General features: G+C 61.6%; 25 protein-coding genes. 18 read left to right on the top strand and 7 right to left on the bottom strand.

Features of this window, described 5'->3' with window-relative positions:
• Positions 1-101 precede the first annotated feature (101 nt).
• Positions 102-992 (bottom strand): LysR family transcriptional regulator, encoded by an 891-nt coding sequence (locus tag NKI35_RS05805; RefSeq protein WP_023752165.1) that lies wholly within the window; start codon positions 990-992, stop codon positions 102-104.
• A gap of 151 nt (positions 993-1,143) precedes the next feature.
• On the opposite strand from NKI35_RS05805, the gene NKI35_RS05800 reads away from it, so the two are divergent.
• The gene (locus tag NKI35_RS05800; protein WP_023748057.1) at positions 1,144-1,527 is read left to right on the top strand and encodes a DUF1330 domain-containing protein; all 384 of its coding nucleotides are present in this window, start codon (positions 1,144-1,146) and stop codon (positions 1,525-1,527) included.
• A gap of 100 nt (positions 1,528-1,627) precedes the next feature.
• Positions 1,628-2,470, top strand: coding sequence for an SDR family oxidoreductase (locus tag NKI35_RS05795; RefSeq protein ID WP_023752166.1), 843 nt, complete (start codon positions 1,628-1,630; stop codon positions 2,468-2,470).
• 131 nt (positions 2,471-2,601) lie between these two features.
• Here NKI35_RS05795 and NKI35_RS05790 read toward each other — a convergent pair whose 3' ends face one another.
• On the bottom strand, positions 2,602-5,931 hold the full coding sequence (locus tag NKI35_RS05790; RefSeq protein ID WP_352739032.1) for a DEAD/DEAH box helicase: 3,330 nt from the start codon (positions 5,929-5,931) through the stop codon (positions 2,602-2,604).
• A gap of 306 nt (positions 5,932-6,237) precedes the next feature.
• Between NKI35_RS05790 and NKI35_RS05785 the strand changes: the two genes are divergently transcribed.
• The 3 genes from NKI35_RS05785 to NKI35_RS05775 all read left to right on the top strand — a co-directional run bounded on the left by NKI35_RS05785 (position 6,238) and on the right by NKI35_RS05775 (position 7,713).
• The gene (locus NKI35_RS05785) at positions 6,238-7,077 is read left to right on the top strand and encodes a Crp/Fnr family transcriptional regulator (protein ID WP_352739030.1); all 840 of its coding nucleotides are present in this window, start codon (positions 6,238-6,240) and stop codon (positions 7,075-7,077) included.
• Between the two features lie 19 nt (positions 7,078-7,096).
• A complete protein-coding gene (locus NKI35_RS05780) occupies positions 7,097-7,333 on the top strand; it encodes a DUF6894 family protein (RefSeq protein WP_023725511.1) in 237 nt (78 codons plus the stop codon).
• 203 nt (positions 7,334-7,536) lie between these two features.
• The gene (locus tag NKI35_RS05775) at positions 7,537-7,713 is read left to right on the top strand and encodes a hypothetical protein (RefSeq protein WP_023725512.1); all 177 of its coding nucleotides are present in this window, start codon (positions 7,537-7,539) and stop codon (positions 7,711-7,713) included.
• A gap of 168 nt (positions 7,714-7,881) precedes the next feature.
• Here the strand turns inward: NKI35_RS05775 and NKI35_RS05770 are convergent, their stop codons facing one another.
• The 4 genes from NKI35_RS05770 to NKI35_RS05755 form a co-directional block, all read right to left on the bottom strand.
• Positions 7,882-8,274, bottom strand: a complete 393-nt coding sequence (locus NKI35_RS05770) for a response regulator (protein ID WP_023668021.1) — start codon at positions 8,272-8,274, stop codon at positions 7,882-7,884.
• A 242-nt stretch (positions 8,275-8,516) separates the two neighbouring features.
• The gene (locus NKI35_RS05765; protein WP_023668020.1) at positions 8,517-9,047 is read right to left on the bottom strand and encodes a DUF1003 domain-containing protein; all 531 of its coding nucleotides are present in this window, start codon (positions 9,045-9,047) and stop codon (positions 8,517-8,519) included.
• A 20-nt stretch (positions 9,048-9,067) separates the two neighbouring features.
• Positions 9,068-10,126, bottom strand: a complete 1,059-nt coding sequence (locus tag NKI35_RS05760; protein ID WP_352739028.1) for an alpha/beta fold hydrolase — start codon at positions 10,124-10,126, stop codon at positions 9,068-9,070.
• A 125-nt stretch (positions 10,127-10,251) separates the two neighbouring features.
• Positions 10,252-10,506 (bottom strand): hypothetical protein, encoded by a 255-nt coding sequence (locus tag NKI35_RS05755; RefSeq protein WP_352739026.1) that lies wholly within the window; start codon positions 10,504-10,506, stop codon positions 10,252-10,254.
• A gap of 221 nt (positions 10,507-10,727) precedes the next feature.
• Here NKI35_RS05755 and NKI35_RS05750 point away from each other — a divergent pair, with 221 nt between their 5' ends.
• Complete coding sequence (locus NKI35_RS05750; RefSeq protein ID WP_352536753.1) at positions 10,728-13,880, top strand: GAF domain-containing protein; 3,153 nt, start codon at positions 10,728-10,730, stop codon at positions 13,878-13,880.
• A 177-nt stretch (positions 13,881-14,057) separates the two neighbouring features.
• On the opposite strand, the gene NKI35_RS05745 is transcribed toward NKI35_RS05750, so the two are convergent.
• Entirely contained in the window at positions 14,058-14,267 is a 210-nt protein-coding gene (locus tag NKI35_RS05745; RefSeq protein WP_352739024.1) for a hypothetical protein, read from the bottom strand.
• Between NKI35_RS05745 and NKI35_RS05740 the strand changes: the two genes are divergently transcribed.
• The 12 genes from NKI35_RS05740 to NKI35_RS05685 all read left to right on the top strand — a co-directional run bounded on the left by NKI35_RS05740 (position 14,260) and on the right by NKI35_RS05685 (position 25,921).
• Positions 14,260-15,228 (top strand): manganese catalase family protein, encoded by a 969-nt coding sequence (locus NKI35_RS05740; RefSeq protein ID WP_023691426.1) that lies wholly within the window; start codon positions 14,260-14,262, stop codon positions 15,226-15,228. The two genes, NKI35_RS05745 and NKI35_RS05740, sit on opposite strands and share 8 nt — an antisense overlap.
• Before the next feature lie 135 nt (positions 15,229-15,363).
• Positions 15,364-16,413 (top strand): chemotaxis protein CheB, encoded by a 1,050-nt coding sequence (locus tag NKI35_RS05735; protein WP_023681123.1) that lies wholly within the window; start codon positions 15,364-15,366, stop codon positions 16,411-16,413.
• Between the two features lie 273 nt (positions 16,414-16,686).
• Entirely contained in the window at positions 16,687-17,469 is a 783-nt protein-coding gene (locus NKI35_RS05730) for a heme-binding protein (protein WP_023712209.1), read from the top strand.
• Positions 17,466-19,343, top strand: a complete 1,878-nt coding sequence (locus tag NKI35_RS05725) for a methanol/ethanol family PQQ-dependent dehydrogenase (protein WP_023691428.1) — start codon at positions 17,466-17,468, stop codon at positions 19,341-19,343. The genes NKI35_RS05730 and NKI35_RS05725 overlap by 4 nt, the downstream gene beginning before the upstream one ends.
• 58 nt (positions 19,344-19,401) lie before the next feature.
• Positions 19,402-20,193 (top strand): substrate-binding domain-containing protein, encoded by a 792-nt coding sequence (locus tag NKI35_RS05720; protein ID WP_023815901.1) that lies wholly within the window; start codon positions 19,402-19,404, stop codon positions 20,191-20,193.
• Positions 20,190-20,723: a c-type cytochrome gene (locus tag NKI35_RS05715; RefSeq protein WP_023668011.1), complete on the top strand. Its 534-nt coding sequence runs from the start codon at positions 20,190-20,192 to the stop codon at positions 20,721-20,723. The genes NKI35_RS05720 and NKI35_RS05715 overlap by 4 nt, the downstream gene beginning before the upstream one ends.
• The gene (gene coxB / locus NKI35_RS05710) at positions 20,720-21,733 is read left to right on the top strand and encodes a cytochrome c oxidase subunit II (protein ID WP_023736070.1); all 1,014 of its coding nucleotides are present in this window, start codon (positions 20,720-20,722) and stop codon (positions 21,731-21,733) included. The genes NKI35_RS05715 and coxB overlap by 4 nt, the downstream gene beginning before the upstream one ends.
• Entirely contained in the window at positions 21,730-23,706 is a 1,977-nt protein-coding gene (gene ctaD, locus NKI35_RS05705) for a cytochrome c oxidase subunit I (RefSeq protein ID WP_352739021.1), read from the top strand. The genes coxB and ctaD overlap by 4 nt, the downstream gene beginning before the upstream one ends.
• Complete coding sequence (locus NKI35_RS05700; protein ID WP_352597011.1) at positions 23,703-24,308, top strand: cytochrome c oxidase subunit 3; 606 nt, start codon at positions 23,703-23,705, stop codon at positions 24,306-24,308. The genes ctaD and NKI35_RS05700 overlap by 4 nt, the downstream gene beginning before the upstream one ends.
• Complete coding sequence (locus tag NKI35_RS05695; protein ID WP_023681115.1) at positions 24,308-24,649, top strand: hypothetical protein; 342 nt, start codon at positions 24,308-24,310, stop codon at positions 24,647-24,649. Before NKI35_RS05700 ends, NKI35_RS05695 begins: the two co-directional genes overlap by 1 nt.
• On the top strand, positions 24,646-25,524 hold the full coding sequence (locus NKI35_RS05690; RefSeq protein WP_352739019.1) for a cytochrome c oxidase assembly protein: 879 nt from the start codon (positions 24,646-24,648) through the stop codon (positions 25,522-25,524). Before NKI35_RS05695 ends, NKI35_RS05690 begins: the two co-directional genes overlap by 4 nt.
• A complete protein-coding gene (locus NKI35_RS05685; RefSeq protein ID WP_023681113.1) occupies positions 25,505-25,921 on the top strand; it encodes a c-type cytochrome in 417 nt (138 codons plus the stop codon). The genes NKI35_RS05690 and NKI35_RS05685 overlap by 20 nt, the downstream gene beginning before the upstream one ends.

The raw sequence follows: 25,921 nt of genomic DNA, 5'->3' as shown, positions 1-25,921 counted from the left end.
ACTGGGATCGGTGGGAAACGGGCGCTCCGGACTTCCTGTACTGGGCGGCTTTGATAGGCGCCATGGTCGTCGAGGTCTGGCGATCCTTATTTCAATCGCACTCAGTCGCGGTAGCGCAGCCTTTCCAGCGCGAGTGCGAAAGCCGGCGAGTGTTGGCGCCGGCTTGGATAATACAGGTGATATCCCGGCCGAAGGGGGCACCAGTCCTCAAGAACGCGCACTAGGCGACCCTGTTCGAGTAGGTAGGTCACTAGATCCTCGGGCAGATAGGCGAGCCCGAACCCTTCAAGGCTGGCCTGGCAGATCATCGCGAGGGTGTTGAAGGCGGCGTGTCCGTGAACGCGCACCTTCAATTCCCGCCCCTCCTTGCGAAACTCCCACGGTGCAAAGCCGCCTGTGGGCAGTCGCAGGGGTATGCATGCATGATCGGCAAGATCTTCAGGCGTGACCGGACGGGAGCGGCTTACAAAATATGAAGGCGCTACCACAACCGCCATGCGGAAGTCTGGCCCAATGCGCGCCGAGATCATGTCCTTATCCACCTGTTCGCCGAGCCGTACACCCGCATCGAAGCGATCGGCCGCAATGTCAGCCAAGCCGTAGTCGTGGATAATCTCGACCCTGATGTCGGGATAGTCGCGCATGAGCCCGACCATGGCGGGCCAGATGATGGTCTCGCCGGCATGCTCCACGGTGGTGATCCGGACTGTACCGGCCGGCTTGTCGCGCAGGGCGCTGAGGGCGGCAATCTCGCTTGCGATCTCATCTAACTTGGGAGCGATGCTTCGAAACAGGCGATCCCCCGCTTCGGTTAGCGAGACGCTGCGGGTCGTGCGGGTCAGCAGCCGAACGCCGAGGCGCTCTTCCATCGTCCGGATCGAATAGCTCAGGGCAGACTGCGACACGCCGAGCATGGCGGCCGCCTTGGTGAAACTGCGCTCGCGGGCGACGGCGATGAAGGTCAGGAAGTCATCCAGACTATCGCGACGCATTCATCAATCCTACTTCTAAGCCCATGCAGATTATACCACCTAATGGCATGTCGCTAAAGGAGCTAACTTCCTGACTCAAGGCCAGACGGTCAACCGGAGCAACTCTCCGCGCAATGCCTACCGTCCCACTGGCCCACTGAAGGAGAACAATATGAAGAAGGTAATCGTGGGCGCGCTCGCCGCCCTCACCATGATCGTGAGCCCGGCCGCCTTTGCTCAGCAAGCGACGGGCGTCGCTCCCCGCGCCTACATGATCGGCAGCTATGACATCAAGGATCAGGCGGTGTTTCAGCAGTACATCGAAGCGGCGTCGCCGCTCGTCACCAAGTATGGCGGCCGCGTGATCGTCTACAATCCCAATGTCACTGCCATCGAAGGAAGCTCGAGATCGGTGATCGCCATCGCCGAGTTCCCGAGCCTTGCTGACGCCAAGCGCTACTACAACTCGCCGGAATACACAGCGGCCCGGCAGTTTTTTACCAGGTCGACCGAAGGATTTCGCATCATCACCGAAGGCGCCGGCCTTCCGCAGTGACGCAGTCCGCCGGCGGATGGATCAACATGGGGATCAGTCCCTGCTGGCCATCGCGTCCAAATCCGGGGCCGTGCTGCGGCCTAGAGAACAGGAGCCCAATATGAGTGTTTGGTTCATCACCGGCGCAGGCCGGGGCCTCGGTCTGGATATCGCCAAGGCCGCATTGGCGGCGGGCCACAAGGTGGTGGCAACCGGCCGCAACACGGAAAAAGTCGCAAGGGCCGTGGGAAACGCCGAGAACCTCCTTATCGTCAAGCTGGACGTGACGAGCGCGGCCGACGCCGAAGCCGCTGCCCAGGCCACGTTTGACCGGTTTGGCCGCATCGACGTGCTGGTCAACAATGCGGCGAGTTTCTTTGCCGGGTACTTCGAAGAGTTGACCGCCGAACAGATGCAACTGCAGCTCAGCACCAGCCTCGTCGGACCCATGAATGTGACGCGGGCCTTTCTGCCAGCGATGCGCAAGCAGCGGTCCGGCAGGGTCATTTCGATCTCCTCGACGGCCGGGCTAATGGGTTTCGAGTTCTGCACGGCCTATTCAGCCTCGAAGTTCGGCCTCGACGGCTGGATGGAGGCGCTGCAGACCGAAGTCGTGCCGTTCGGCATCGAGACGATGATCGTGAACCCGGGCTTCTTCCGCACCGAGCTTCTCACGGAAGAGTCGACCAACTATGCCGCCCCCTCCGTCGAGGACTACCATGAGCGGCGGACGGCGCAGATCGCCTTCTGGCGTTCTCAGAACGGCAAGCAGGGGGGTGATCCGGCCAAGCTCGCGCGCGCCCTGATCACGCTCACGTCTGGGGACGTGCTCCCCCAGCGTTTCCTTGCCGGTACTGACGCCATTGCGACGGCAGAGCAGAAGATTGCCATTCTGCAGCAGCAGATCGGTGCCTATCGCGAGCTCTCGAGTTCCCTCGCCATGGACGAGAACGGCCGCAACTAACGACCCCTGCGGAACATCCGGACTTGCGGTACTGGTGGCTGAACACCACTGGCACTGCAATTCCGAGGTGAAGACTCGTGGCTGCGGCACTCCCATTGTCGTGCCGCCGCCGGATGGAGAGAAAAGGCTAGTCAGATCTCGTGCTTTGGCTGAGCTGCACGTATGGCATCAAGCGCTAAGCGAACGGCGTCGACGCCAGAGACGCCGGGCGGGATCGGCCTGAAAATCAGGCGGCCGTTCCGGTACTCCAGGCCCAACGCCTTGCTGTTCCGCCATTGGGACGCCGACGGCTTGTTCCGAAGGGTGATCGCGATGGCCTCGGGACCCAAATCGACTTTGCCGATGCCCAGTTCCGACGCTGCTATTCGCAACCTGGTAAATTCCAGCAAAAGGGCTACTTCGCCAGGCATGTCTCCAAAGCGGTCCTCGAGCTCTTCGCTGAATGTATCGAGGTCCGGCTCCGAACGGATGCGGGAGAGCCGCGCATAGAGGCCAACACGCACCGTAGGCTCTTCGACATAGCTCTTGGGAAAAGCGCCCTTTCCCGAACCGTTGATCTCGGCAAGTTGCTTGTCGAAGTCGGCCCCTCCGCCAGCCGCCGAGACCGCCCGCTCCAGCAAGTGCTCGTACAAGCCCACTCCGATCAGCTTCATATGCCCGGCCTGGTCTTCTCCGAAAAGATCTCCGGCGCCACGCAGGTCGAGGTCCCTTTGACTGATTGCCAGGCCGGAGCCGAGCCGATCGAGCGCAAGCATCGTCGAAAGCCGGGTCCTGGTGCTGTCGGCCAGTTCAACGCCAGGCTGGGTCAGAAGAAACGCAACAGCCTGCACCGCCCCCCTTCCGACCCGGCCCCGCAGCTGGTGCAACTGCGCCAGACCGAACCGGTCGGGGCGCCAAACGATGATGGTGTTGGCCCGCGGCACATCGAGGCCGCTCTCGATGATGTCGGTGCTCAACAAAATGTCGCCATCACCGTCGGCGAATCCGACCATGACTTCGTCCAGCTGTCTCCCCTTCATTTCACCATGCGCCGTCTTGACCCGGAGTTCCGGCACCAGTCTGTTCAGTTGGTCACAGGCCGGGGCAATATCCTCGATCCGCGGGACCACGAAGAAGCTCTGTCCACCCCGGTGAAATTCACGCAGAAGGGCCGCGCGCACCGATGCTGGATCGAACGCTGCCAAGATCGTGCGAACGGGACGTCTTTTGGCGGGCGGAGAGTTTAGAACGCTGACGTCCTGGATGCCCGACAACGTCGATTGCAGCGTCCGGGGTATCGGTGTGGCGCTCATGCTCAGCGTATGGAGGCGAGGCGTCATGGTCCGCAGGGCCCGCTTCAACTTGACCCCGAACCGGTGCTCCTCGTCGATCACCAGCAGTCCAAGATTGGCGAAGCTGACGCTCCTGGACGCCAGGGCCTGGGTACCCACAACGACCGCAACCTGGCCGCTCCGCAGACCCTCTTTTGCCGCTCTCGCCTCCGCTGCCCCGACCATTCTTGAAAGGTGGGCGACCTGCAGGCCGGTTCCTGCGAAGCGGCGGCTGAACGTCTCATAGTGCTGTCGTGCCAACACCGTTGTCGGCGCTATGATAGCAACCTGTTTCCCGCAGAAAGCCGCGGCGGCGCAAGCACGCAGGGCGACCTCTGTCTTGCCGAAGCCGACATCGCCGCAGACGAGCCGGTTCATTGTTCTTCCCGACGAAAGATCATCGAGCACAGCGCGGATGGCGGCCGCTTGGACGGGCGTCTCCGTGTAGGGAAATCTCGCCGCAAAACGGGCCAAGTCCGTGCGGGAGGGCTTGATGATCTCGGCAGGCTGGCTGGACCTGATTTTGGCAAGACTCAAGAGGCGTTTGGCCAGCCTGTCGATCTCGCGCAACGCAGCTTCGCGTCGCTTCGGCCAGCCCTCGCCTTTGAGGCGATCAAGCGACACTGCCTCCGGTTCCGAGCCGTAGCGCCATATTCGTCCAAAGTCGTCGACCGGAACCAGCAAGGAAGCCCCGCCATGATATTCCAGTCTGACGACATCCTGTTGCTGGCCAGCCAACTCGACCTGTTCGACCGCGGCGAGCACGCCCAGGCCATGGTCTTCATGGACGACGACATCGCCGATGCGCAACTCGGGTTCGAGTATGCCCGTGGTCGCGCTCCCGTTCGCCTTCAACGCGGGACCAAACAGGTCGGATGCGGTCACCACGGCGATATTGGATTGCGCGTCGACAAACCCTTCGTCGAGGACGAATTCAGCCTTGAGAAGAGAGCCCCTTGCGGCCGAAAGGATTTGCGGCAAGTCGGCCGCTTCCTCTGCCCGCCGGCCTAGTCTCCTATCGAGCAGGCGATCTGCCCGCTGCAATTCAGAGGCATCGCCGGTGAACGCTACTCTGACTCCGGCGCTCGTCTGCCTTGTGACGAATTCCGCGAAATCATGCCCGGGTCGGGCCTGGCGGAAGAATTTGGGAACTCCCACGGCAGAAACGGCAAGTCTCACGCAGCGGCGGTTAAGCAGAGCAGCGTCCCACTCTTCACGGGATAGGTAAAATCGTCCCGGCAAAGGTTTTTTCGTTCCGACTGCCTCCTGCCTGGCACGACGTGCATCCTCGACCAGATCCAGAATTCTGCCGAGCGGCTGCCCGTCGGTCCCTTCAAGGAAGGAGATCGAGGCGCTGGAAGCCGCATCGAAGACGGATGGCATAGCGCCATACGATGCGACCAGGCGCTCCTCCATCGACGTCGCGCGCATCGCTGTCAGCTCAGGATGCTCACCAGCTTTAAAGATCACCTCGGATGCCGGTCCGACCGTAATCGAGTCTCGAACCTGATCGCTGAGCTGACTGAGCGGGTCGTAGGTCTTGAGCTGGCGGATGCAGGCATCGGGACCAACGATGATGCGAACGGGGCCAGCCGCGCCAGCAGGAAAAATATCGATGGGATCGCCCCGAAAGGCTATCTCACCCGGTTCGTCGACCCTCTCGTCGACGACATAGCCAATTGCTTCGGACCTGGTTCTGAAATCGTCACGGTCGAGCTTTTGTCCCACCTCCAGAATTGTGAAACCGGCAGCGATGACCGGAGCAGGCGGCACCCGCTGCAGAATGGCTTCGAGCGACATTACAGCGATGCGCGGGCGATCCGGCTTCGTTGCGATCTCACGCAACGCGCGAAGCCTTCGCCCCATATTGGCGCGTGTGGGCCATACCCTGTCGTAGGGCAGACAATCCCAGGACGGCAGCAAGATGATATCCGCGTCAGGCAGGAACTGACGCAAGGCGCCGGCGATCTCCTCGGCACTGCGTTCCGAGGGAGCTATATGGATGATGTGCTTGTCCCGACTGGTCTCCAGGCCACGGGCCAGCGCTACCGCGATTGCTGAGGATGGCGGTCCGCCGTGCCCTATCGCAGACCCGCTGTCATCCGTGTGATCGATTTGTTCGACATCCGTCCGCGAAATATGCCTGTTCACTGAAATCTCACCTTGCCACTGAGACAACGTCAGCGGAGCCACCCCGTTCCTGGTGGCGCATCAAAGAGTTCCAGGACGGGCTGCGGGTGCAGCCCTCGAAAGGGCGGAGCGAAGGGTCAAAGCTGCGCCGTGATCGGCGAACTCCCGGGCTGGCTGCCCAGCGGGACAATTTCTAACCGAGCCTATGTCATAGGTTAATGCATTGCTGCCTGGCTCACCTATGGCTGTCCTAAAAAACCGGTGCTTCGATCATTCCGGGATCTTCAACCACCCTCGACGCTGGCAGAACGCTCCAGGCATGGGACCATGCCGCACGGCGGCGCCTTCTGCCGCCGCGCATATCTCCCCATGCCAATCGGAACTTTTGGCGCGGATAATAGTTCGATCACCAACATCAGCCAGGTAGTCAATTTGTTCCCCACCTCATCCTCGGATGTACTCATTCGCAAGCTTCAGACCATCTCGGATCTTCGAGAGGCCGACATCGGCGTTCTGAAAGGCATTCCGATCCAGGAGAAGGAATATTTGGCCAACCACGATCTGGTGCGTGAGGGCGACCGTCCTGTTTACTCGTTTATCGTTCTTGATGGCTTGGTCGGTTCCACCAAACATACGGGCGAAGGAAAGCGACAAATCACATCATTCTTCGTCGCCGGCGACATTCCTGATCTGCATGGGCTGCATCTGTCGGTCATGGATTGTAACTTCTCGACCCTTACGCCGGCCCGAGTAGGTTTCATGCGGCATGACACTCTGCGTGCCGTTTGCGACCAGCACCCTCGCATCGCCACCGCTTTTTGGCGGTCGACGTTGATAGATGCCGCGATTTATAGGGAGTGGGTCATCAATGTGGGAAGACGCGAGGCATACACCCGCATGGCTCACATCCTGTGCGAACTGATTTTTCGCTTGCGCTCTATGGGGCGCATTGAGGATCACGTGGCGGATATTCCCATTACACAGGCGGCCCTTGGCGATGCACTGGGTTTGTCCACGGTCCACGTCAACCGGATGCTCCAGGAACTACGACGCAGAGGCCTCATTGCCACCTCGGGATCAAAAGTTCACGCACTGGACTGGGCTGGCCTCACTCACGCAGGAGATTTCGACACGACCTACCTGCACCAAAGGAACCCCGCAGATTAGCAGTGACGGAAGCTCTCCGATGGCACGATTTTTCTTCGACAGCGGCGATGGCGATCTCATCTTCGAGGACGAAATAGGTGTCGAATGCGCTGGCCTCGAAGAGGTCCGCCGCGCGGGATTCGAGGGCCTTGTCGACCTCACGAGAGAGTCACTGAAGAGCGTCGACGGGCAGCAATTGTTTATCGAAGTGCGTGATGAAAACGGCGCCAAGATTTTGCGGCTGAGCCTCTCGCTTCGGGTAAAATCGATCGCTTAAATTTGCACTCTGCGGTCAGCGCTAGGCGCGCGGATTGAGACTGCAAACATCCACTGGCATGTCGTTGTCTCAAAACCAGGGCCACTTTTGAGCGACATACATTAACCCATAGATTGTGCCTCGATTCGCCTCGATTTGTGTACAGGACGGGGAACCATCAAAGAGCCGCCGAGTTCGTCCAACGGACAAGCTCGGGTTCTAACATGGAAGAAATCGGCAAGGCACAACAAAAGGTCATAGCCCGCCTCATACGGCAGTGGATTTCATCGGACGCCAATCGTCGCCAGCTTCGCCAGTTGCTGGATCTGCCGACAGATACGGACATGCCCAGCGAGCATCGGTCATTGCTTGACGAACTCGACCGAAAGCTCAACCAATGAGCGCCCCTGCTTTCGGGAGGGCTCCCGAGTGGATGCGAGCCGGTGGCGAGGGGAAGGAGCTGAGGTCGACATCTGGTTGAGGCCGCCGGCCCAAGCAGACGCGAACGCTTTACGCCGGACGGCGCCGATTGAATGTTCCGTGGTTTTCGTGGAGCCGCGGTCCGATTCCTAGAGGTGAGTTTCTGCACCTTGCTGCGCGTTTAAAAGTTGAGAAACGGCAGTTATGATCTGCGGCAGAAAAAAGGGCTTGGTGATCATTATGCTGTTGGGCACACCTTCCGCTCCCCAGTGTACCGCGCTGTCGCCACTGATATAGACAACCGGGATGGTAGAGTTGGACCTTCGCAAGTGCCGAGCGACCTCCCACCCCGACTGTCCTGGTCCCAAACGGATGTCCGTGAGTACGGCCTTGAACTTGGTCGGATCGGGGTCGAAAGCCGCCAGCGCCTCGGCGGCACTCCGAGTGCCGACCACCTGGAAGCCGGCCTCCTCCAAAGCTGACTCGAGGTCGAGCAGGATCATTGTCTCATCTTCGACGATCAGAACAGCACCTTCGCTCATCCGGAATCTCCCCAAGCCGCCACCGCTAATACGATTTCGGCGTCAACTTGGTTCCATCTGACGCGCAGCAGCCTGTTGGTTATCGAAGTTCTACGCTGCTTCGATTGCGCGGCGGACTTGTGACGTCGGGAAGCCGCCCTAGAGAACCCCGACGCCGGCTTAGCTGCTTCGACAGCCCTGGACAATGAGGCTGATTACAGGCTGCAGCCGACGCTGAACCGTTGCCGGCGAGGTCGCTTTGATCAAGCGTTCTCCTGATCTTCAGAAGCTTGCTGGATTTGCGTCATCACCTTTTGGGGATCGACATTCTCGGCGAGTTCCGGCAGCTCTTTGTCGGCCGGGGTCGAGATATTCAGACGCGCCGTCAAGGCAGCCACCATCTCGATCAGCCGCGTGGTTTCATGTTCGTTCAGAAGGCTGATCTGCAAATCCAGTTCCGCTCGCCGCTCGCTGTGTGCGGCCATTCTGTTCTGATTGATCAGCACAAAAGTAGACAGGAAGATTGCCTCAACCGAGGCGACCATGGCCAGGATCACGAAAGTCGGGTCCCAGGCTGGGACGGCTGGTATCGCGCCAAGGTTCGCGAGGACCCAGACGACAAGAATTGCAAGGTGCAGATAGACGAAAGTCATGCTTCCCGCGAAGCGCGAAACAGCGCCGGCGACCCACGCTTGAACGCCTTGGTGCTCCTCTTGCTGCCGCCTGTGCTCCACCAGGGCCTGTATGTTCTGGTGGAGCACCGACTGCATGTCGGCTGGACGTTGGTCGCTCATTTGAAAGCCCCGTTTGGAGATCATTCCGTGCAAGCGGCGTCGCTTATCGCCGGTGGCTCCCGCGAGGCCGGATCTGCCTTGAACTCGTCGGCACCCGACTTGGGTCGCTGCCGACGGCCCGCTTGGAACAAGGCGTGCCGCCCTGCAATAGTGTGCACCATGCCAACCACTGCTTGCGGGGCGCTCTGATGAACCATGTGGCCGGCGCCCGGAACCACCTCAAGGAGAGACCCACCGACTTCCGCGTGCAAGCGTCGTGCATCGCGTTGCGCGTCGAACAAACGATCCCCGGATCCCGCCATGATGCCGGTGGGCACGGCAATGTCCCTATAGTTGGCTTTTCCCAACAGGGACGCGGCCAGCATCGATGCTGTCTCCAGAGAAACCGCCCGCAGTTGGGAAGGGCGGCTGGCGACATCTTTGGCAAGTGCGGCGAACTCGCCGGCGACGACGGCGGGTTTAAAGATCTTCTCCATTGCCCAATGCCAAGCAAGCCTTACAAGCGGCGGCAGCAAGGTGTGACGAAACGCGGTGCCGATCACAGGCAGTGCAGGGAGTGCGGCCAGTGCAAGATCCAGCCGCGGTGGCGGATAGTAATAGCCCGAGACCAGCACGATGCCGACGACCGATTGAGAATGCCTGCGCGCCAATTCGAGGGCGATCCAAGCTCCCCAGGAATGTCCAAGCACGAGGTATTTCTCTATACCCAGCCCGCAGGCCGCGGCATGTATAAGGTCGGCTTGGTCGCGAGCGGACCAACGCCGGCCGCGCGGCCGTGAGCTTCGCCCAAAACCGGGACGATCAAATGCAAGCACCCGGTAGGTCTTTGCCGCCTCATCGAAGATGCCGCTCGACTTGAAATCCTCCGCCATGGATCCATTGCCATGCAGGAGAAGCAGCGGCATGCCGGTTCCGGCTTCGATAAAATGCAGACGCAGACCATCGATCTCCATCACACGTCCGCATTCCCGGCCGGCAATCGCACGTTTGGCGCGGATGGCGTTGTATGCCGCCAGCCCCGCCAATGAGGCCGCGAGCAACCCGGTCGCGAGTTTCGGTCCATCTCTGTCGAACGCCATGCCCGTGCCTGTTGGAAACTATCTGCCGACCCCAACTCTCGGGGCGAAAGCTTGTTCCGCCAGACAAGACACGCTGTACAACCGGCTCAAGCGTCTTGGAAAGTAGGCCCATGGAGTTGGGACCGTTAAGCCTGGGCAGCGCTGCTGCCTCCCAGTTTCCAATCACCCTGCCAACGTGCGCGCACGGCAATCATCAGCATGGCCGCTTCCGTCATCCCGGTCTGGAAAAGTCTGACCAGCTCTCTCGCGATGGATTCTGCCGCGGTAGTGTCCGACGAAATCTCAAATTCCAGACACAGCGCGTCGAAAACCGACCGAAGCGTTTTCAGGTCGTCTGGATAGAGAGCGTCCGTATTCGTAAGAATGGGTCGGTCAAGCATCAAACGTCTCCAAACGAGTGAAGTGCGGTTCGGGCACCCAGCCAGCGGGAGCTCGTCAAGTGCCCGCTGGTTTCCCCCTTTATCCGCCACAGCGCGCCAAGCTGTCATTAACCTATGACCGGTGCGGCGTGTTCGGCTGACCGGCCCGCCAAAGAAACTGCCGTCCTGCGGGGAACTCTTGGCCGCAGACTGCATTTAAGTCCGGGCAAAACGGGGGCGAAATGGGGGCCACTTCAAGCAATCCGCGATCTGAACTGCAGCGCTTCGAGCTTTTGGCAGCGCTGGGCGACCGTATTCGCGAGATTACGGATCCCGCAGAACTGGCCTACGCAGCCGCGGAACTGCTGGGGAACCATTTTGGCATCAGCCGAGCCGGATACGGCACGATCGATCTAGAGAAAGAAACGATCACCATCGACAGGGACTGGAACGCGCCAGGCATCAAAAGCCTGGCTGGGACGCTGAATTTCAGGAACTACGGCTCGTATATCGAGGATTTGAAGCGAGGCGAAACCGTTGTCTTTGAAAACGCCGAGACAGATCCGCGAACCAGCGGCCATGCGGAGGCACTCAAAGCCATCAGCGCCCAATCCGTCATCAACATGCCCGTCACCGAGCATGGCGGGCTGGTGGCGCTGTTATACCTGAACCACTCCGCGCCCAGACGCTGGGCGACGGAGGAAGTAGCCCTCATTTCGGCAGTCGCGGACCGGACGCGTACGGCGATAGAACGCCTTCGCGCCGAACTGGCCCTGCGTGAGAACGCCGAACGCCTTGCTTTTCTCGACCGCCTCGGCAGGGAGATAGCCCTCGCGGCCGACGCCGATGCTGTCATGCAGATCACCACTCGGCTCCTCGGCGAACATCTTGGCGTCTCGATTTGCGCCTATGCCGACATGGAGCAGGACCAAGACCATTTCACCATCCGCGGCGATTGGAGCGCACCTGGCTCGCCCAGCATCAGGGGATATTACAGTCTTGCCGATTTCGGTCGCCTGGCTGTCACCAATCTCAGCGCCAACAAGCCGCTTATCATCAACAACAACCTTGAGGAAATTGCTCCCGAGGAAGCGAAGACCTTTCAGGATATCGGGATAACGGCAACCATCTGTATGCCTTTGGTCAAACAAGGCCGACTGACTGCCCTGATGGCCATCCACGACAAGCAGCGCCGCGTCTGGTCGCAACGCGAACTGTCCTTGCTGACCGAGGTGACGGAGCGGTCCTGGGCTCACATCGAGCGCGTTCGCTCGGAGCAGGCGGCACGGGCGAGCGAGGAGCGGCTGAGGCTTGCCACCGACGCGGCCGCTATCGGCACCTGGGATTACGATCCCATCAGCGGAGTGCTGCGTTGGGACGACCGGTGCAAAGCCCTTTTTGGTTTGCCGCCGGACGCGGAGGTGACATATGAAAGCGCCTTCCTGGCGGGCCTCCACCCGGAAGATCGCGCACGGGCCGACGAGGCCGTACGCCAGTCGCTCGCGCCGGGCACCCCCTCCCGCTACGACATCGAATACCGGACGATCGGCCTTCGGGATGGCAAGGAGCGCTGGATTGCCGCAACGGGGGAAGCGCTTTTCCAGTCCGGCCGTGCGATCCGCTTCATCGGCACCGTGGTCGACGTCACCGCGCGAAAGCGGGTGGAGCATCAGCTTCAGTTGATGAACGCCACTGCGGCAGCCGTGGCGGCCGAGCTTGACGTAGAGCGAATTGTCCAGACGGTAACCGATGCCGGCGTGGTGCTGTCGGGCGCACAATTTGGAGCTTTCTTCTACAATGTGATCGACGACAAGGGCGACAGCTATGTGCTCTACGCCCTGTCGGGGGCACCTCGTTCTGCTTTCGAAAACTTTCCGATGCCGCGCAACACCGCGGTGTTCGAGCCCACTTTCCGCGGAACAAGCGTGGTGCGTTCCGACGATATCCTCACCGATCCGCGCTACGGCAAGAACTGGCCCCGCAAGGGAATGCCGGAGGGCCATCTGCCGGTGCGTTCCTATCTCGCCGTGCCGGTCGTCTCGCGTTCGGGCGAGGTGCTGGGTGGCCTCTTCCTTGGCCATCCAGAAATCGGCGTCTTCGCCGAACAGCAAGAGGCGGCCTTGCTGGGGCTTGCGGGCCATGCCGCGACGGCAATCGACAACTCCCGACTGTTCAAGGCGCTGCAGACACTCAACGGCACGCTCGAACAGCGTGTCAAAGATGAAGTAGCGGAACGCGCCAGAGCAGAAGAGCACCTGCGCCAAGCCCAGAAGATGGAAGCTGTCGGACAGCTCACCGGTGGCATCGCGCACGACTTCAACAATATGCTGGCCGTCATCATCGGCGGCCTGAACCTTGTGCAGCGCAAGCTCAGAAACGGCGATACCAACGTCCACCAATTCGTAACCGGCGCGATCGATGGAGCACAACGTGCCGCAGAACTTACCAGGCGACTGCTCGCCTTTTCCCGCCAGCAACCACTGGCGCCGAAGCGGCTGAATCCAAATCGCCTCGTCTCCGGTATGAGCGAATTGCTGAACCGGACGCTTGGCGAGACCATTCAGATCGAGACCGTGCTCGCTGCGGGCCTATGGCATGTCGAGGCCGACGCAGGGCAATTGGAAAGCGCGCTGCTCAACCTTTGCGTCAACGCAAGGGATGCCATGCCTGCTGGCGGCAAGCTGACGATCGAGACATCAAACGCCCACGTCGACGATCGCTATGCCAGGGAGAACGCGATCCCCTCCGGCCAGTATGTGATGATAGCGGTCACCGATACAGGAACGGGCATGACTGCTGATGTTGTCGCAAGAGCCTTCGATCCGTTCTTCACCACCAAGGGGGTCGGCAAAGGCACCGGGCTGGGACTCAGCCAAGTCTATGGGTTTGTTCGCCAGTCCGGCGGCAGTGTGAAGATCTATTCCGAGCAGGGCATCGGAACCACCTTGAAAATATATTTGCCGCGCTCGCACCACGGCGTGCTCGACAGCCAAATCGACGTCGTGGCAGGCGAGCACCCCGGCTGTGCAGACGAGATCATCATGGTTGTCGAGGATGAAGATCGCGTCCGGCTGATGGCGGCGGAAGCGCTGCGGGAACTGGGCTACTCCGTGCTGGAAATGCAAGGCCCACGCGACGCGCTGGTGGCCGTCGAAAGCGGGCAAGTGCCGTCGCTTTTGTTCACCGACGTGGTGATGCCGGAGATGTCGGGCCGGGAGCTGGTGGATCAGGTCAAGACAATGCACCCGTCGCTAAAAGTGCTCTACACCACCGGCTACACACGAAATGCGATTGTCCACAACGGCACGCTCGATTTCGGAACCGAACTTTTGACCAAGCCCTACACGATCGACGAATTGGCAGAGAAAGTCCGGAAGGTGCTGGATCGAAAGTGAACGGGCAACAGCCCGCGACGCTCGCCGTGTGACCGAACCCGGCGTTTGCCGCGTAAGGTGTGCGGCGAAACGGGCCGAAGGTGTCGACACCGACATCGTATTAATATGGCCCGGCTTCACTTTTCCGAGCCAGTATCCCTCCAGATTTAGTCTACCTCTTGCCCATCCGCGGCCTTGCTAATTGCCGTGATGGCGCAGCACGATCGAAATCTCGTTGCCGCCGGTCACCAGTCGGAGAATCCCGGCGAGAAATAAATGCCGCCTCTGGCTCCCTGCGATGCTCAACACTGAAGCTGCCGTAAAAATGCTCGCTGGCCGATGGCCGGATGGAACAATCATCTTGCGGGGATGTTCGGATGATCTAACCGGAGAGATGTCCATGTTCATGCACAACAAGCGCCTGCAATACACCGTTCGCGTCTCGGAGCCGAATCCTCGCCTGGCCTGCATGATCATGGAACAGTTCGGCGGCGCCGATGGCGAGCTTGCAGCGGCCATGCGCTATTTCACGCAAGGGCTTGGCGAGGACGATCTTGGCCGTCGCGACATGTTGCTCGATATTGCGACCGAAGAACTCAGCCATCTCGAAGTGGTGGGATCAATCGTCACCATGCTCAACAAGGGGCTCAAGGCACAGCTGGCCGAGGGCCAAATGAAGGAAGCGGACCTTTACCTGATGATCGGCGCCAGCGGCACAACAGCCAAGGAATCAATTCTGTTCGGCGGCGCTCCCGCGCTGTGCGACTCAGCCGGCGTTCCCTGGACCGCGGCCTATGTCGACTCGCGCGGTGAACCTACGGTGGATTTGCGGTCGAATATCGCCGCCGAAGCCCGCGCCAAGATCGTTTACGAACGCCTCATCAACATCACCGACGACCCGGGAATCAAGGACGCGCTCGGCTTCCTGATGACCCGCGAGATCGCGCACCAGAAGTCGTTCGAGAAAGCACTCTACGCGATCGAAAACAATTTCCCTTCCGGCAAGCTCCCAGGCGTAGAGAAGTACGCCAGCATGTATGTCAACACCTCTCAAGGCGACGGCGATGTCGCTGGCCCATGGAATTCCGGCGAAGAGTGGGATCGGATCGATGACCTTGAAGAGGTGATGCCCGTCGACGGCGGAGACGGCCTGGCAACTGTCAAGCTGGGGGCCAAAGACCTGAAGGTGGTGGCCAGGATGGCCGACCGTACGCTTTCCGATCCGGCTTCCGATCCGACAACAGGCGCTGATCTAGGAGCGGGCCCGGGAGCTGGCCGTACCAAGAACGCCGATTTCGGCGGCGCGGCAAGCATTCAGGAGGCCCCGGCCGTGGCAGAGGCTGCTGTCAAACGCGCACGTAGGCGTTAGTACAGAGCCGACGCGGGCATCTATGTTCCGCGATGCGGCCGGAAGCTAACACCGACGAAGGCAGGGCGCCCGACCAGCAGCGGACTGGCCGGAGCGCTCGCATCGACATCTGTGCTGAATGTGGGTGAAGCAACCATGGCCACCGCCGCACCACGATCAGATTCGGAGCGTGCGGGCCAGCCGGACAAGGTCCGTCCCGACGGTTGCGAGAACCGGTGCATCGTGACAATCGGAGCATCGGCCGGCGGCGTCGACGCGCTGAAGAGACTTGTCCGCGACCTTTCGCCGGACATCCCGGCGGCTCTCCTCGTCGTACAGCACGTTGGTCCCACGAGTTACCTCGGCGACATTCTCGGTCGCGCTGCCAACATGCCCGTTGCAAATGCCTCCAACGGCATGAAGGTTAAAAACGGGCACATCTTCGTTGCACCGCCTGGAGCTCACCTTCTGTTACACGACGATCATATGCTGCTGCGGCGCGGGCCGCGCGAGAACCTGGCGCGCCCCGCCATCGACCCTCTGTTTCGATCGGCCGCTTGCAGCTTTGGCGGCAGCGTGATCGGCGTCGTGCTCACAGGCAGCCTCTCCGACGGCACCGCCGGCCTGCACGCAATCAAGATGTGCGGAGGCGTCAGCGTAGTCCAGGACCCCGGCGACGCCGCAGTACCCGATATGCCGCTGAGCGCCTTGCAGAATGTGGAAATCGACCATTGCGTCCCTCTGTCCGAAATGGCTGGCCTGTTGCACAGGCTTGCTTCCGAAATCGCAGGGCCGACACCAGAAATCCCGTCCGGCATCCGCCTTGAGGCAGCGATTGCAGCTCAGGAGCACAGCACAATGGAACTGACCGAAGGCCAGCTTGGCGCCCCCTCGACATTTGTCTGCCCCGAATGTCATGGCCCCCTATGGGAGATAGAAGACGGGCCGATTACCCGTTACCGCTGCCACACCGGACATGCGTTCGGGGCAGACGTTTTGATGCAGGCCCAGGCTGACGATGCGGAACAGGCGCTTTGGAGCCTTCTAAGAGCGCACCAGCAGCGGGCTGAGTTGGCGAAACGTACGGCAAAACGCGAAGCCGCGCGGGAAAGACACAGCCTGGCCAGCCAAATGGCTGCGCGGGCCGCGGAATACGAAGCCGACGCGAAACTTATTGAAGAGATCATCCATCGTCGAACGCCGTGACAAGGCAACAGCGTTTGTCAGGGCGGGTGCGTCTGCGCCATCCCGATCGCATTTTCCTGGATCAGCCGCGTTGCCTCACCGCTTGGCCTGTGGCCACGGGTATCCAGGTCCCATGCTTTGATTGAACACCTGCACCCAAATCCAACTGCACGAATTTTATGCAAAGCAGGAACATAGAAGCATTACGCGAGTTAGGCACTGACCCATTGGACGTATCCTCGCATTCTGCGGTCTGCCTGGGTGGTCCTTGTTTTGTAAACGAATGCCAGGACAATGTATCGCTCGCAGCTTTTCGTACCTCTTTTTGGCCTGCTGTTGCTGATGGGTGGCCTGTTCCACGGGCACGAGGCCATGGCGCAGGAACCCTGTCCGGCCGATCACGATAAGCTGCTTGCAGCCCTCAAAGCCAACGTGAAGGCAAGCGGCGGACCAGCCAATGGCGGCTTTGAAACCAACGAATGGGCAGCCATCGTTGCCCGTGACGGCACTGTCTGCGCGATTGCGTTCAGCGGCCCCACCCCCGACTCGCAATGGCCGGGAAGTCGGCTCATAGCAGCGGAGAAAGCCAACACGGCCAACGGTCTCAGCCTGGCTCAGATGGCCCTCTCGACGGCCAATCTCTATGCGGGGGTGCAGCCCGGCGGACCGCTATTTGGCCTGCAGGAGACCAATCCCGTCAACCAGGCCGCGGCCTATACGGGCGATCCCAAAACGTTCGGAAGCGCCGGCGACCCGCTCGTCGGCAAGCCGATCGGAGGCGTCGTGGTGTTTGGCGGCGGGCTTGCCCTCTACGACGGCAAGAGCATTGTCGGCGGCCTCGGCGTTTCAGGCGATTCCTCATGCGCCGATCACAATGTCGCCTGGCGTATCCGCGCGGCGCTCGGCTTCGACAAGGTCCCGGCAGGCGTCAATCCAAATCGCAAGGATGCCATTGTCTACGATCTGGACCCCGGCGGCAAAAGCGCTTCGGGCTGGGGCCATCCGCTTTGTGCCGGAACGGAGGCCGACATCGCGGCCGAACTCGGCGCCGGCGTGGGAGGCTCGATCAATAAATGAAAGCTATGCCGCAGTTGGCATTAACGCGCGTTGACGTAGAACGACGTACCCGCAAATTGGCAGCCGGGAATTCCTTTGGCGCTATCCTTCTGGTGACGCTGCTCGCCTGCGTGCTGCTTCTGGGCGCTGCGTCCGAGCCTCCTAAAACACCAGCGATCGTACCGCCAGCCGCAGCCTCGCCACCCGATGACGGCCAATGGACGATGCCGGCCAAGAACTACGCGTCGACGCGCTTCAGCGAACTCTCCGAGATCAATGAAGGCAACGTCAAGAACCTGCAGGTCGCGTTCACGTTCTCGACAGGCGTGAACAAGGGCCAGGAAGCAGCGCCGCTGGTCGTCGGCAACACCATGTATATCGTGACGCCCTTTCCCAACTTCGTCTATGCGCTCGATCTCTCCAAGCCCGGCGCCCCGATGAAGTGGAAGTACGAACCCAATCCCGAGCCGGCGGCACAGGGAGTGGCCTGCTGCGACGTCGTCAACCGCGGGGTGGCATTCGCCGACGGGCGCATTTTTTTCAATACGCTGGACGGCCACACGATTGCCCTTGATGCGAACACGGGCAAGCCGATCTGGAACACTCATGTCGGCAACATCAACATCGGCGAGACCATCACCATGGCGCCGCTTGTGGTGAAGGGCAAAGTGCTGGTCGGCAATTCCGGAGGCGAGATGGGCGTTCGCGGCTGGGTAAAGGCGCTCGACGCCGGCGACGGTCATGTCGTCTGGATCGCCTATAGCACCGGGCCGGACAAGGACGTGCTGATCGGATCGGACTTCAAGCCGCACTACGACATGGACAAAGGCAAGGATCTTGGCGTCACGACGTGGCCGCCGGAAGCCTGGAAGATCGGCGGCGGCAACATGTGGGGCTGGATTTCCTATGATCCCGATCTGAACCTGATTTTCCACGGCACCGGCAATCCCGGACCATGGAATCCGGATTTGCGGCCGGGCGACAACAAGTGGACGTCTGGCATTTTCGCGCGCGATCCAGACACCGGCGCGGCGAAATGGTTCTATCAGTGGAGCCCGCACGACCTCCACGACTATGACGGCATCAACGAGCAGATCCTGCTCGACATGACCTGGCAGGGCAAGCCGCGCAAGGTGCTGATCCGGCCGGAGCGCAACGGCTATCTCTACATCCTCGACCGGACAACCGGCGAGGTGCTGTCGGCAAAACCCTTTGGTCCCGTAAACTCCAGCAAAGGTGTGGACCTGAAAACCGGTCGACTGATCGTAAATCCGGACAAGAAGACCGGCACCGGCAAGGTCGTTCGCGATATCTGTCCGACGGCGTCTGGCCTCAAGGACTGGCAGCCTTCCGCGTTCTCGCCGAAGACCGGCCTGCTCTACATCCCGCACAACAATCTGTGCATGGATGAAGAAGGCGTCGAGGTGAACTACATCGCCGGCACGCCCTATGTGGGCATGAACGTCCGCATGATACCAGGGCCCGGCGGTAATCGCGGCGCCTTCACCGCCTGGGACATCGCCGCGGAGAAACCCGCCTGGAGCCTCAAGGAGAATTTCCCGGTATGGAGCGGCGCGGTGGTGACCGCCGGCGACGTTGTCTTCTATGGCACGATGGAAGGCTGGTTCAAGGCGGTCAGCGCCAAGACCGGAGACCTGCTTTGGCAGTTCAAGACCTCGTCCGGGATCATCGGCCAGCCTATCACCTATCGCGGTCCCGACGGGCACCAATATGTCGCCATCCTCTCAGGCGTCGGCGGCTGGGCCGGCGCAATTGTATCGGGCGATCTTGATCCGCGTGACGCCACCGCCGCGCTCGGTTTCGTCAATGCCATGAAGGATCTGAAGAACGCGACAACCTCGGGAGGCACGCTTTATGTGTTCCGGCTGCCTTGATGAATTGTACTTGACCGTAGGTCCGGCGCGAAAGGCGTGTCAACGACTGGCGATCGGCATGGCCGCCATCGCCTTCGTGTTCTTGACGGCCACAGCCGACGCACGTGAGTTGAGGGTCTGCGCCGATCCGAACAACATGCCGTTCTCCAACGCGGCCGGTCAGGGCTTCGAGAACAGGATCGCCGAAATCGTTGCGTCCGATCTCGGCGCGAAGCTGACCTATACCTGGTGGGCGCAGCGCCGCGGCTTCATCCGCAACACGCTGAAGGCGGGCCTGTGCGATCTCGTGCCGGGCACGCCGAGCAACCTCGAAATGCTGCGCACCACCACGCCCTACTACCGATCGTCCTATGTCTTCGTCACCCGCAGGGACGGCCCCGACGTAGCATCGTTCAATGATCCGCGGCTGCGCGACATGCGGATCGGTGTTCAGCTCATCGGCGACGATGGCGCCAATTCGCCTCCGGTCCAGGCGCTTGGCCGCCGCGGTATCGTCGGGCACCTCGTTGGCTATCCGGTCTATGGCGATTATTCCGCCCCCAACCCGCCGGCGCGCATCGTCGAAGCGGTGGCGAGTGGCGAGATCGACCTTGCCGTGGTCTGGGGCCCCCTCGCCGGCTACTTCGCCGCAAGGCAGAAGGTGCCGCTCCGCATCACGCCGGTTGCGCCCCGCATCGATGGACCGCAACTGCCGATGATCTATGACATCTCGATGGGCGTCCGCCGCGAAGACGATGCGCTGCGCGGCGATGTCAATGGCGCCCTGTCCAGGCACAAGGTCGAGATAGATGCCTTGCTGTCACAGTATGGCGTGCCGCGCCTCGATGCCTCGGGGAGCCCGGTGCGATGAGAGCCGTTGTGGCCATGCTCCTGTTTCCAGTCCTGGCGCTCGCTGCCTGCCAGCGCGAGGAACGTGACACGCGCCCGCAATCGGCGCTCGGATCGGGCGAGCAGCCGACGCCTGTGACCACGCTGGAGCCCGGCGGACAGCGCCCCCCCGCCAGCGATAACAAGGCGGCGAGCTTCGAGGCCAACGCCTTCCATATGAGCGAAGGGAAACGGCTTTTCGGCTGGTTCAACTGTTCGGGATGCCACGCCAATGGCGGCGGCGGCATGGGGCCGGCCCTGATGGACCAGAAGTGGCTCTATGGCAGCTCGATCGAAAGCATCCATGCCACGATCCGCGACGGTCGGCCAAACGGCATGCCGAGCTTCCGCGACAAGATTCCCGACGACCAGATCTGGGAGCTTGCGGCTTTCGTGCGCTCGCTGAGCGGCAACGCGCCGTCTTCCGCCGCGCCGCAACGCAATGACGACATGATGGCGCATCCTTCGGAAAACCGCATGCCGGACGCGGCCACGCTGGGGAAGTCGCCGTGAAACGTCTCGTCTCGATGGCGTTCGCCACCGCCGGCGCTCTGTTGCTCCAGGGATGCGCGGGCTGGCAATCCGCCCTCGACCCGAAAGGTCCCGCGGCGAGCGAACTGGCATGGCTGATCTGGTTCTTCACCGCGCTCTGCGCCGTGGTGTGGGTGCTGGTGATGATCGCCCTCGTCGTGCCCTTGATGATGCGGTCGCGCGCGCAGGCGGAGCCGCTCGCGATCGAGGCCGGCGCCGACGACCGGAAGCTGCGCGCGGTGATGACCGCCGTCGGATTGACCGCCATTGTCCTGATCGGACTGACCTTGCTGAGCTTCTTCGCCAACAGGACGCTCGCCGCGATCGGCTCGGATGCCGCGCTGACCATTCGGGTCACCGGCCATCAATGGTGGTGGGAGGTGCGCTATGAGGATGCCACGCCAAGCCGCATCCTGACCACGGCGAACGAGATCCATATCCCCGCCGGGGAGCCGGTGCGGCTTCTTCTGACCTCGACCGACGTCATCCATTCCTTCTGGATTCCGAGCCTTTCGGGCAAGCTCGACCTCATTCCCGGCCACATGAACGTGCTCGACCTCAAGGCCGACAAGCCTGGTGTTTACCGAGGTCAATGCGCCGAGTTCTGCGGGGCGCAGCACGCAAACATGGGTACCTTCATCATCGCCGAGCCGCGTGCGAAGTTCGACGCTTGGTGGAACGACCAGTTGCAGCCGGCAGCTACTCCGACGGGGGACGAGGCCAAGGCCGGCCAGGATCTGTTTCTGAAGCGCCCTTGCGTGGTGTGTCACAGAATAGGCGGCACGCCTGCCGGAGGAACGGTCGCCCCCGACCTCACCCATATAGCCAGCCGGCAGACGCTTGCCGCCGGGACATTGACGATGAGCCGCGGCAATCTCGCCGCCTGGATAGCCGACCCACAGGGCATCAAGCCCGGATCCCACATGCCGGTGGTGGAGCTCAGCGGCGACGAGCTCAACGCCATGGTCGCCTATCTCGAGGCGCTTAAATGAGCAGCGCGGACCTCACAAGCGAACGCGACCTGCCGCCGGTGCGTGAAACCTCTACCGCGGGCGACGTCGCACCCGAGCATGACGGACCGCGCGACACCGGCATGGACGATGCCAGCCTGGATCGCTGGCTGGCGCGGACATGGCGCACGCCCCCCGGCATCATCGGCGCGCTGTCGAGCGTCGACCACAAGGTCGTCGCACGGCGCTATCTGATCACCGCCTTCGTGTTTCTGTGCCTGGGCGGGCTCAACGCTGTCGCCATGCGCATCCAGCTCTCAGGGCCGCAGCGCGGTCTGATGGGCCCGGACCTCTACAACCAGCTGTTCACGATGCATGGTGTGACCATGATGTTCCTGTTCGCCGTGCCCATCGTGCAGGCGACAGGCATCTATCTCGTCCCGCTGATGGTCGGCAGCCGCAACATCGCCTTTCCCCGCCTGAATGCGTTCAGCTACTGGATCTATGTTTCGGGCGGCATATTCGCCTGGGTGTCTTTCGCGCTCAACATGGCGCCCGACGTCGGCTGGTTTGCTTATGTGCCGCTGTCAGGCCCCGAATTCGCGCCGGGCAAGCGGGCCGACGTCTGGGCCCAGATGATCACTTATACAGAAGTATCCTCACTGGCCGTCGCGGTGGCAACCATCGTCACCGTGTTCAAGCAGCGAGCCCCCGGCATGTCGCTGGACAGGATTCCGCTCTACGTCTGGGCAATGCTGGTTACCTCCTTCGTCGTCGTCTTCGCCATGCCCGCGGTGATGATCACCTCGACCTTCCTGATCCTCGACCGGCTGGTCGGCACACATATCTTCAACCCGGCCGAGGGCGGCGACGCACTGCTCTTCCAGCATCTGTTCTGGTTCTTTGGCCATCCCGAGGTCTACATCATCTTCCTGCCGGCGACGGGCATGGTCTCCGCGATCATCCCGGTCTTCGCCCGGCGTCCCGTGTTCGGGCATCTCGGGCTGGTCTTGTCGCTGATCGCCGTCGGTTTCCTTTCGTTCGGCCTCTGGGTCCATCACATGTTCGCGACGGGGCTACCCAAGCTCGGCGCCAGCTTCTTCACCGCGTCGAGCATGCTGATCGCCATCCCCAATGGCATTCAGATCTTCTGCTGGCTGGCGACCTTGTGGGACGGCAGGCCGGTGATGCGCACGCCGCTGCTGTTCGTGTTCGGCTTCTTTTTCATCTTCGTCATCGGCGGCCTCACCGGCGTCATGCTCGCTTCGGTGCCGCTGGACCTCCAGGTGCACGACACCTATTTCGTCGTCGCCCATTTCCATTACGTGCTGATCGGCGGTTCGGTCTTCCCGCTGCTGGGCGCGGCCTATTTCTGGTTCCCCAAGATCAGCGGCCGCATGATGAGCGAGCGTCTCGGGCGCTGGCATTTCTGGCTGGCTTTCATCGGCTTCAACGCGGCTTTTTTCCCAATGCATCTCGTCGGGCTCTGGGGCATGCCACGCAGGGTCTACACCTATCCGGCCGAGCTTGGCTGGGGCAACATCAACCTGTTCATCAGCGCCGGCGCGGTGCTCTTTTTCCTCAGCTTCGTACTGTTCACGTTCAATCTTATACACGGCGCGTTGAAGGGCGCACTGGCCGGAAACAATCCCTGGGATGCCGGTACGCTCGAATGGGCGACGTCTTCGCCGCCGCCAAGCTATAATTTCGCGCGGATACCGATTGTCACACATGTCGAGCCGCTCTGGGCCGAACGCGAGGCGCTGCCTGTGGCGACCGGTCTCCGCGTCGATGTCCGTGAGCTGTTGATCTCAACCGTGGCGGAAGCCCATCCCGACATTCGCGAGAAATCGGCGACACCGTCGATCTGGCCGCTGCTGGCGGCAATCGCCGTCGGCGGTACGTTTGTCTATTCGATCTTCACGCCCTGGGCGATCGTCTGGGGCGCCGCGCCGATCGCCATCACCTTGATCGGCTGGTTCTGGCCCAAGGACGACCCGGAGGATGAGGGATGAGTGAGCGTCCCAGCTTGGATCTTTCGGACCTCCCAACCTTTGGAGATGGTCCGCGCAGCCCGACCTGGTGGGGAACGCTCGGCTTCATGGCGCTGGAAGGCATGGGCTTTGCGTTGGCCGCGGGCGCTTATCTCTATCTCGCCACCTTGTGGCCCAATTGGCGTCTAAGCGCCCCGCACCCCGACCATTGGCCCGGAACGATCGTCACCATCCTGTTTATCATCAGCGTGGTGCCGAATCACATCCTCCACGGCCATGCCAAGCAACGCGCGATCGTGCCGGTGCGGATCGGGCTGGTGGTGATGTCGCTGCTCGGTCTGGCCCCGCTTGTCGTGCGCTGGTTCGAATTCCCGGCGCTGAACATCTACTGGGACACGAACGCCTACGGCTCGATGCTCTGGGTGCTGCTCGGGCTGCACACCACACACCTGATCACCGATGTCGGCGACACCATCGTTTTGACGGTGCTGATGTTCACACGCCATGGCTATAGCGGCCGGCGCTTCGGCGATGTCGGCGACAATGTCTTCTATTGGGATTTCGTGGTGCTGACCTGGATCCCGATCTATCTGCTCATCTACTGGATGCCGAGGCTAGGCTGATGCGTGCGTTGAAAATGGGAACGTCCTGGGGTGGTCTTCTGTCGGGGCCGATGGCTTGGGCAATCTCGACGCAGCTGAACTACGCACTCGTACCATGGCAGTGCAACCGCCAGGTGCCGGTGGTGCTTCCCGTGGCACTGGTGCTCGCCGTGCTTTCGCTGCTCGGCGGTGCCTTGTCATGGCGGGCGAAGCGGCAGGGCGGCGCCGCCTTCAAGCCTGAGCGCACGCGCAGCACCGAGCAGTTCGTCGCCGATCTCGGCATGCTTGCGGCATTGCTGTTTGCCCTCGTCATCATCATGCAAGGCAGCGCGGCTCTCATTCTCGACGAGTGCCTGCGATGAGCTTCGACGCGTTCTTCTCGACCTCGATCTGCTACGGCGCCGGCGCGCCCGAGGCCGGATGGACGCTCGCATTTCCCATCACGTTTCCGCTGGCCGCGATTGCCTTCCTTTATGCCATCGGAGCGACTCGGTTGTGGCGCCGCAGCAGCCGAGGCCGTCCCGAGCGGATGCGGCAGGCGTTGTTGTTCGCCGCCGGTTGGGGCGTGCTGACGGCAGCACTGGTCAGCCCCATCCATGCGCTCGGCGAGCGGGTGTTTGCCGCCCATATGATCGAGCATGAACTGCTGATGGCGGTGGCGGCGCCTCTCCTTGTCGCCGCGTGCCCAGGCGCAGTCCTGCTCTGGTCCTTGCCGGCCTCACTTCGCCGCGGAACGGGCAAGCTCACGCGCGCAAAGACGCTGCAATCGGTTTGGGCCCTGGTGATCCGCCCCCTCAACGCGACGATCATTCACGGCGTCGCCATCTGGATCTGGCACATTCCGGCGTTGTTCCAGGCAGCGCTCCAGCAGGGCTTTCTCCATTATGCCCAGCATGCGAGCTTCCTCGGCACAGCCTTGCTGTTCTGGTGGGCGCTCCTACCGCGCCCCGGTCGACAGCAGACCTATGGCAACTCCGTCATGCATCTTTTCTTCACCTCGCTTCATACCGGCCTGCTCGGTGTCCTGCTGCTGATGTCGCCCAAACTCTGGTATCCGGAGAATGGCGCCGGCGCGGCATTGTGGGGAATGACCGCGATCGAGGACCAGCAGCTCGCCGGATTGGTAATGTGGGTTCCGGCAGGCTTGATCTATGGCGGCGCCGCCTTGCTGCTCGCCGGCCTCTGGATAAGCAACAGCGCAACCAGGGAGGCAACACATGCGCTCCGACCTGGGTAGGCTGATCGGGGGCGCCCTTGCCGCAATCCTGCTGCTGGCTGCGGCTGTCGCAGCGGCGACTTTGTGGTCCGACAGGCGCGAGCGCGTCCGGCACGAGTCGGATGCGGCGACCGGCGGCGTAGGCGCCCGCGCCATTCCAATCATGACGGCGAATGGCTGCTCCGGCTGCCATACGATACCCGGCGTGCCGGGTGCGCAAGGCCAGGTCGGACCCCGCCTAGACGGTGGCCTTGCCGACAGGGTCTTTATCGGTGGCCTGCTGGCAAACAATCCGGAGAACATGATCCGCTGGATACGCTCGGCGAGGGAAGTCAATCCGCACACGGCCATGCCGTCGACGAGGATCACCGAGCAACAGGCGCGGGACATCGCCGCTTATCTCTATGCTTTGAGGTAA

Origin of the sequence: Mesorhizobium sp. M0676 (assembly GCF_040320535.1) — a bacterium.
Lineage (GTDB): Bacteria > Pseudomonadota > Alphaproteobacteria > Rhizobiales > Rhizobiaceae > Mesorhizobium.
The sequence above is the reverse complement of the archived record's forward strand: the minus strand, read 5'-3'. Positions and strand labels throughout refer to the sequence as shown.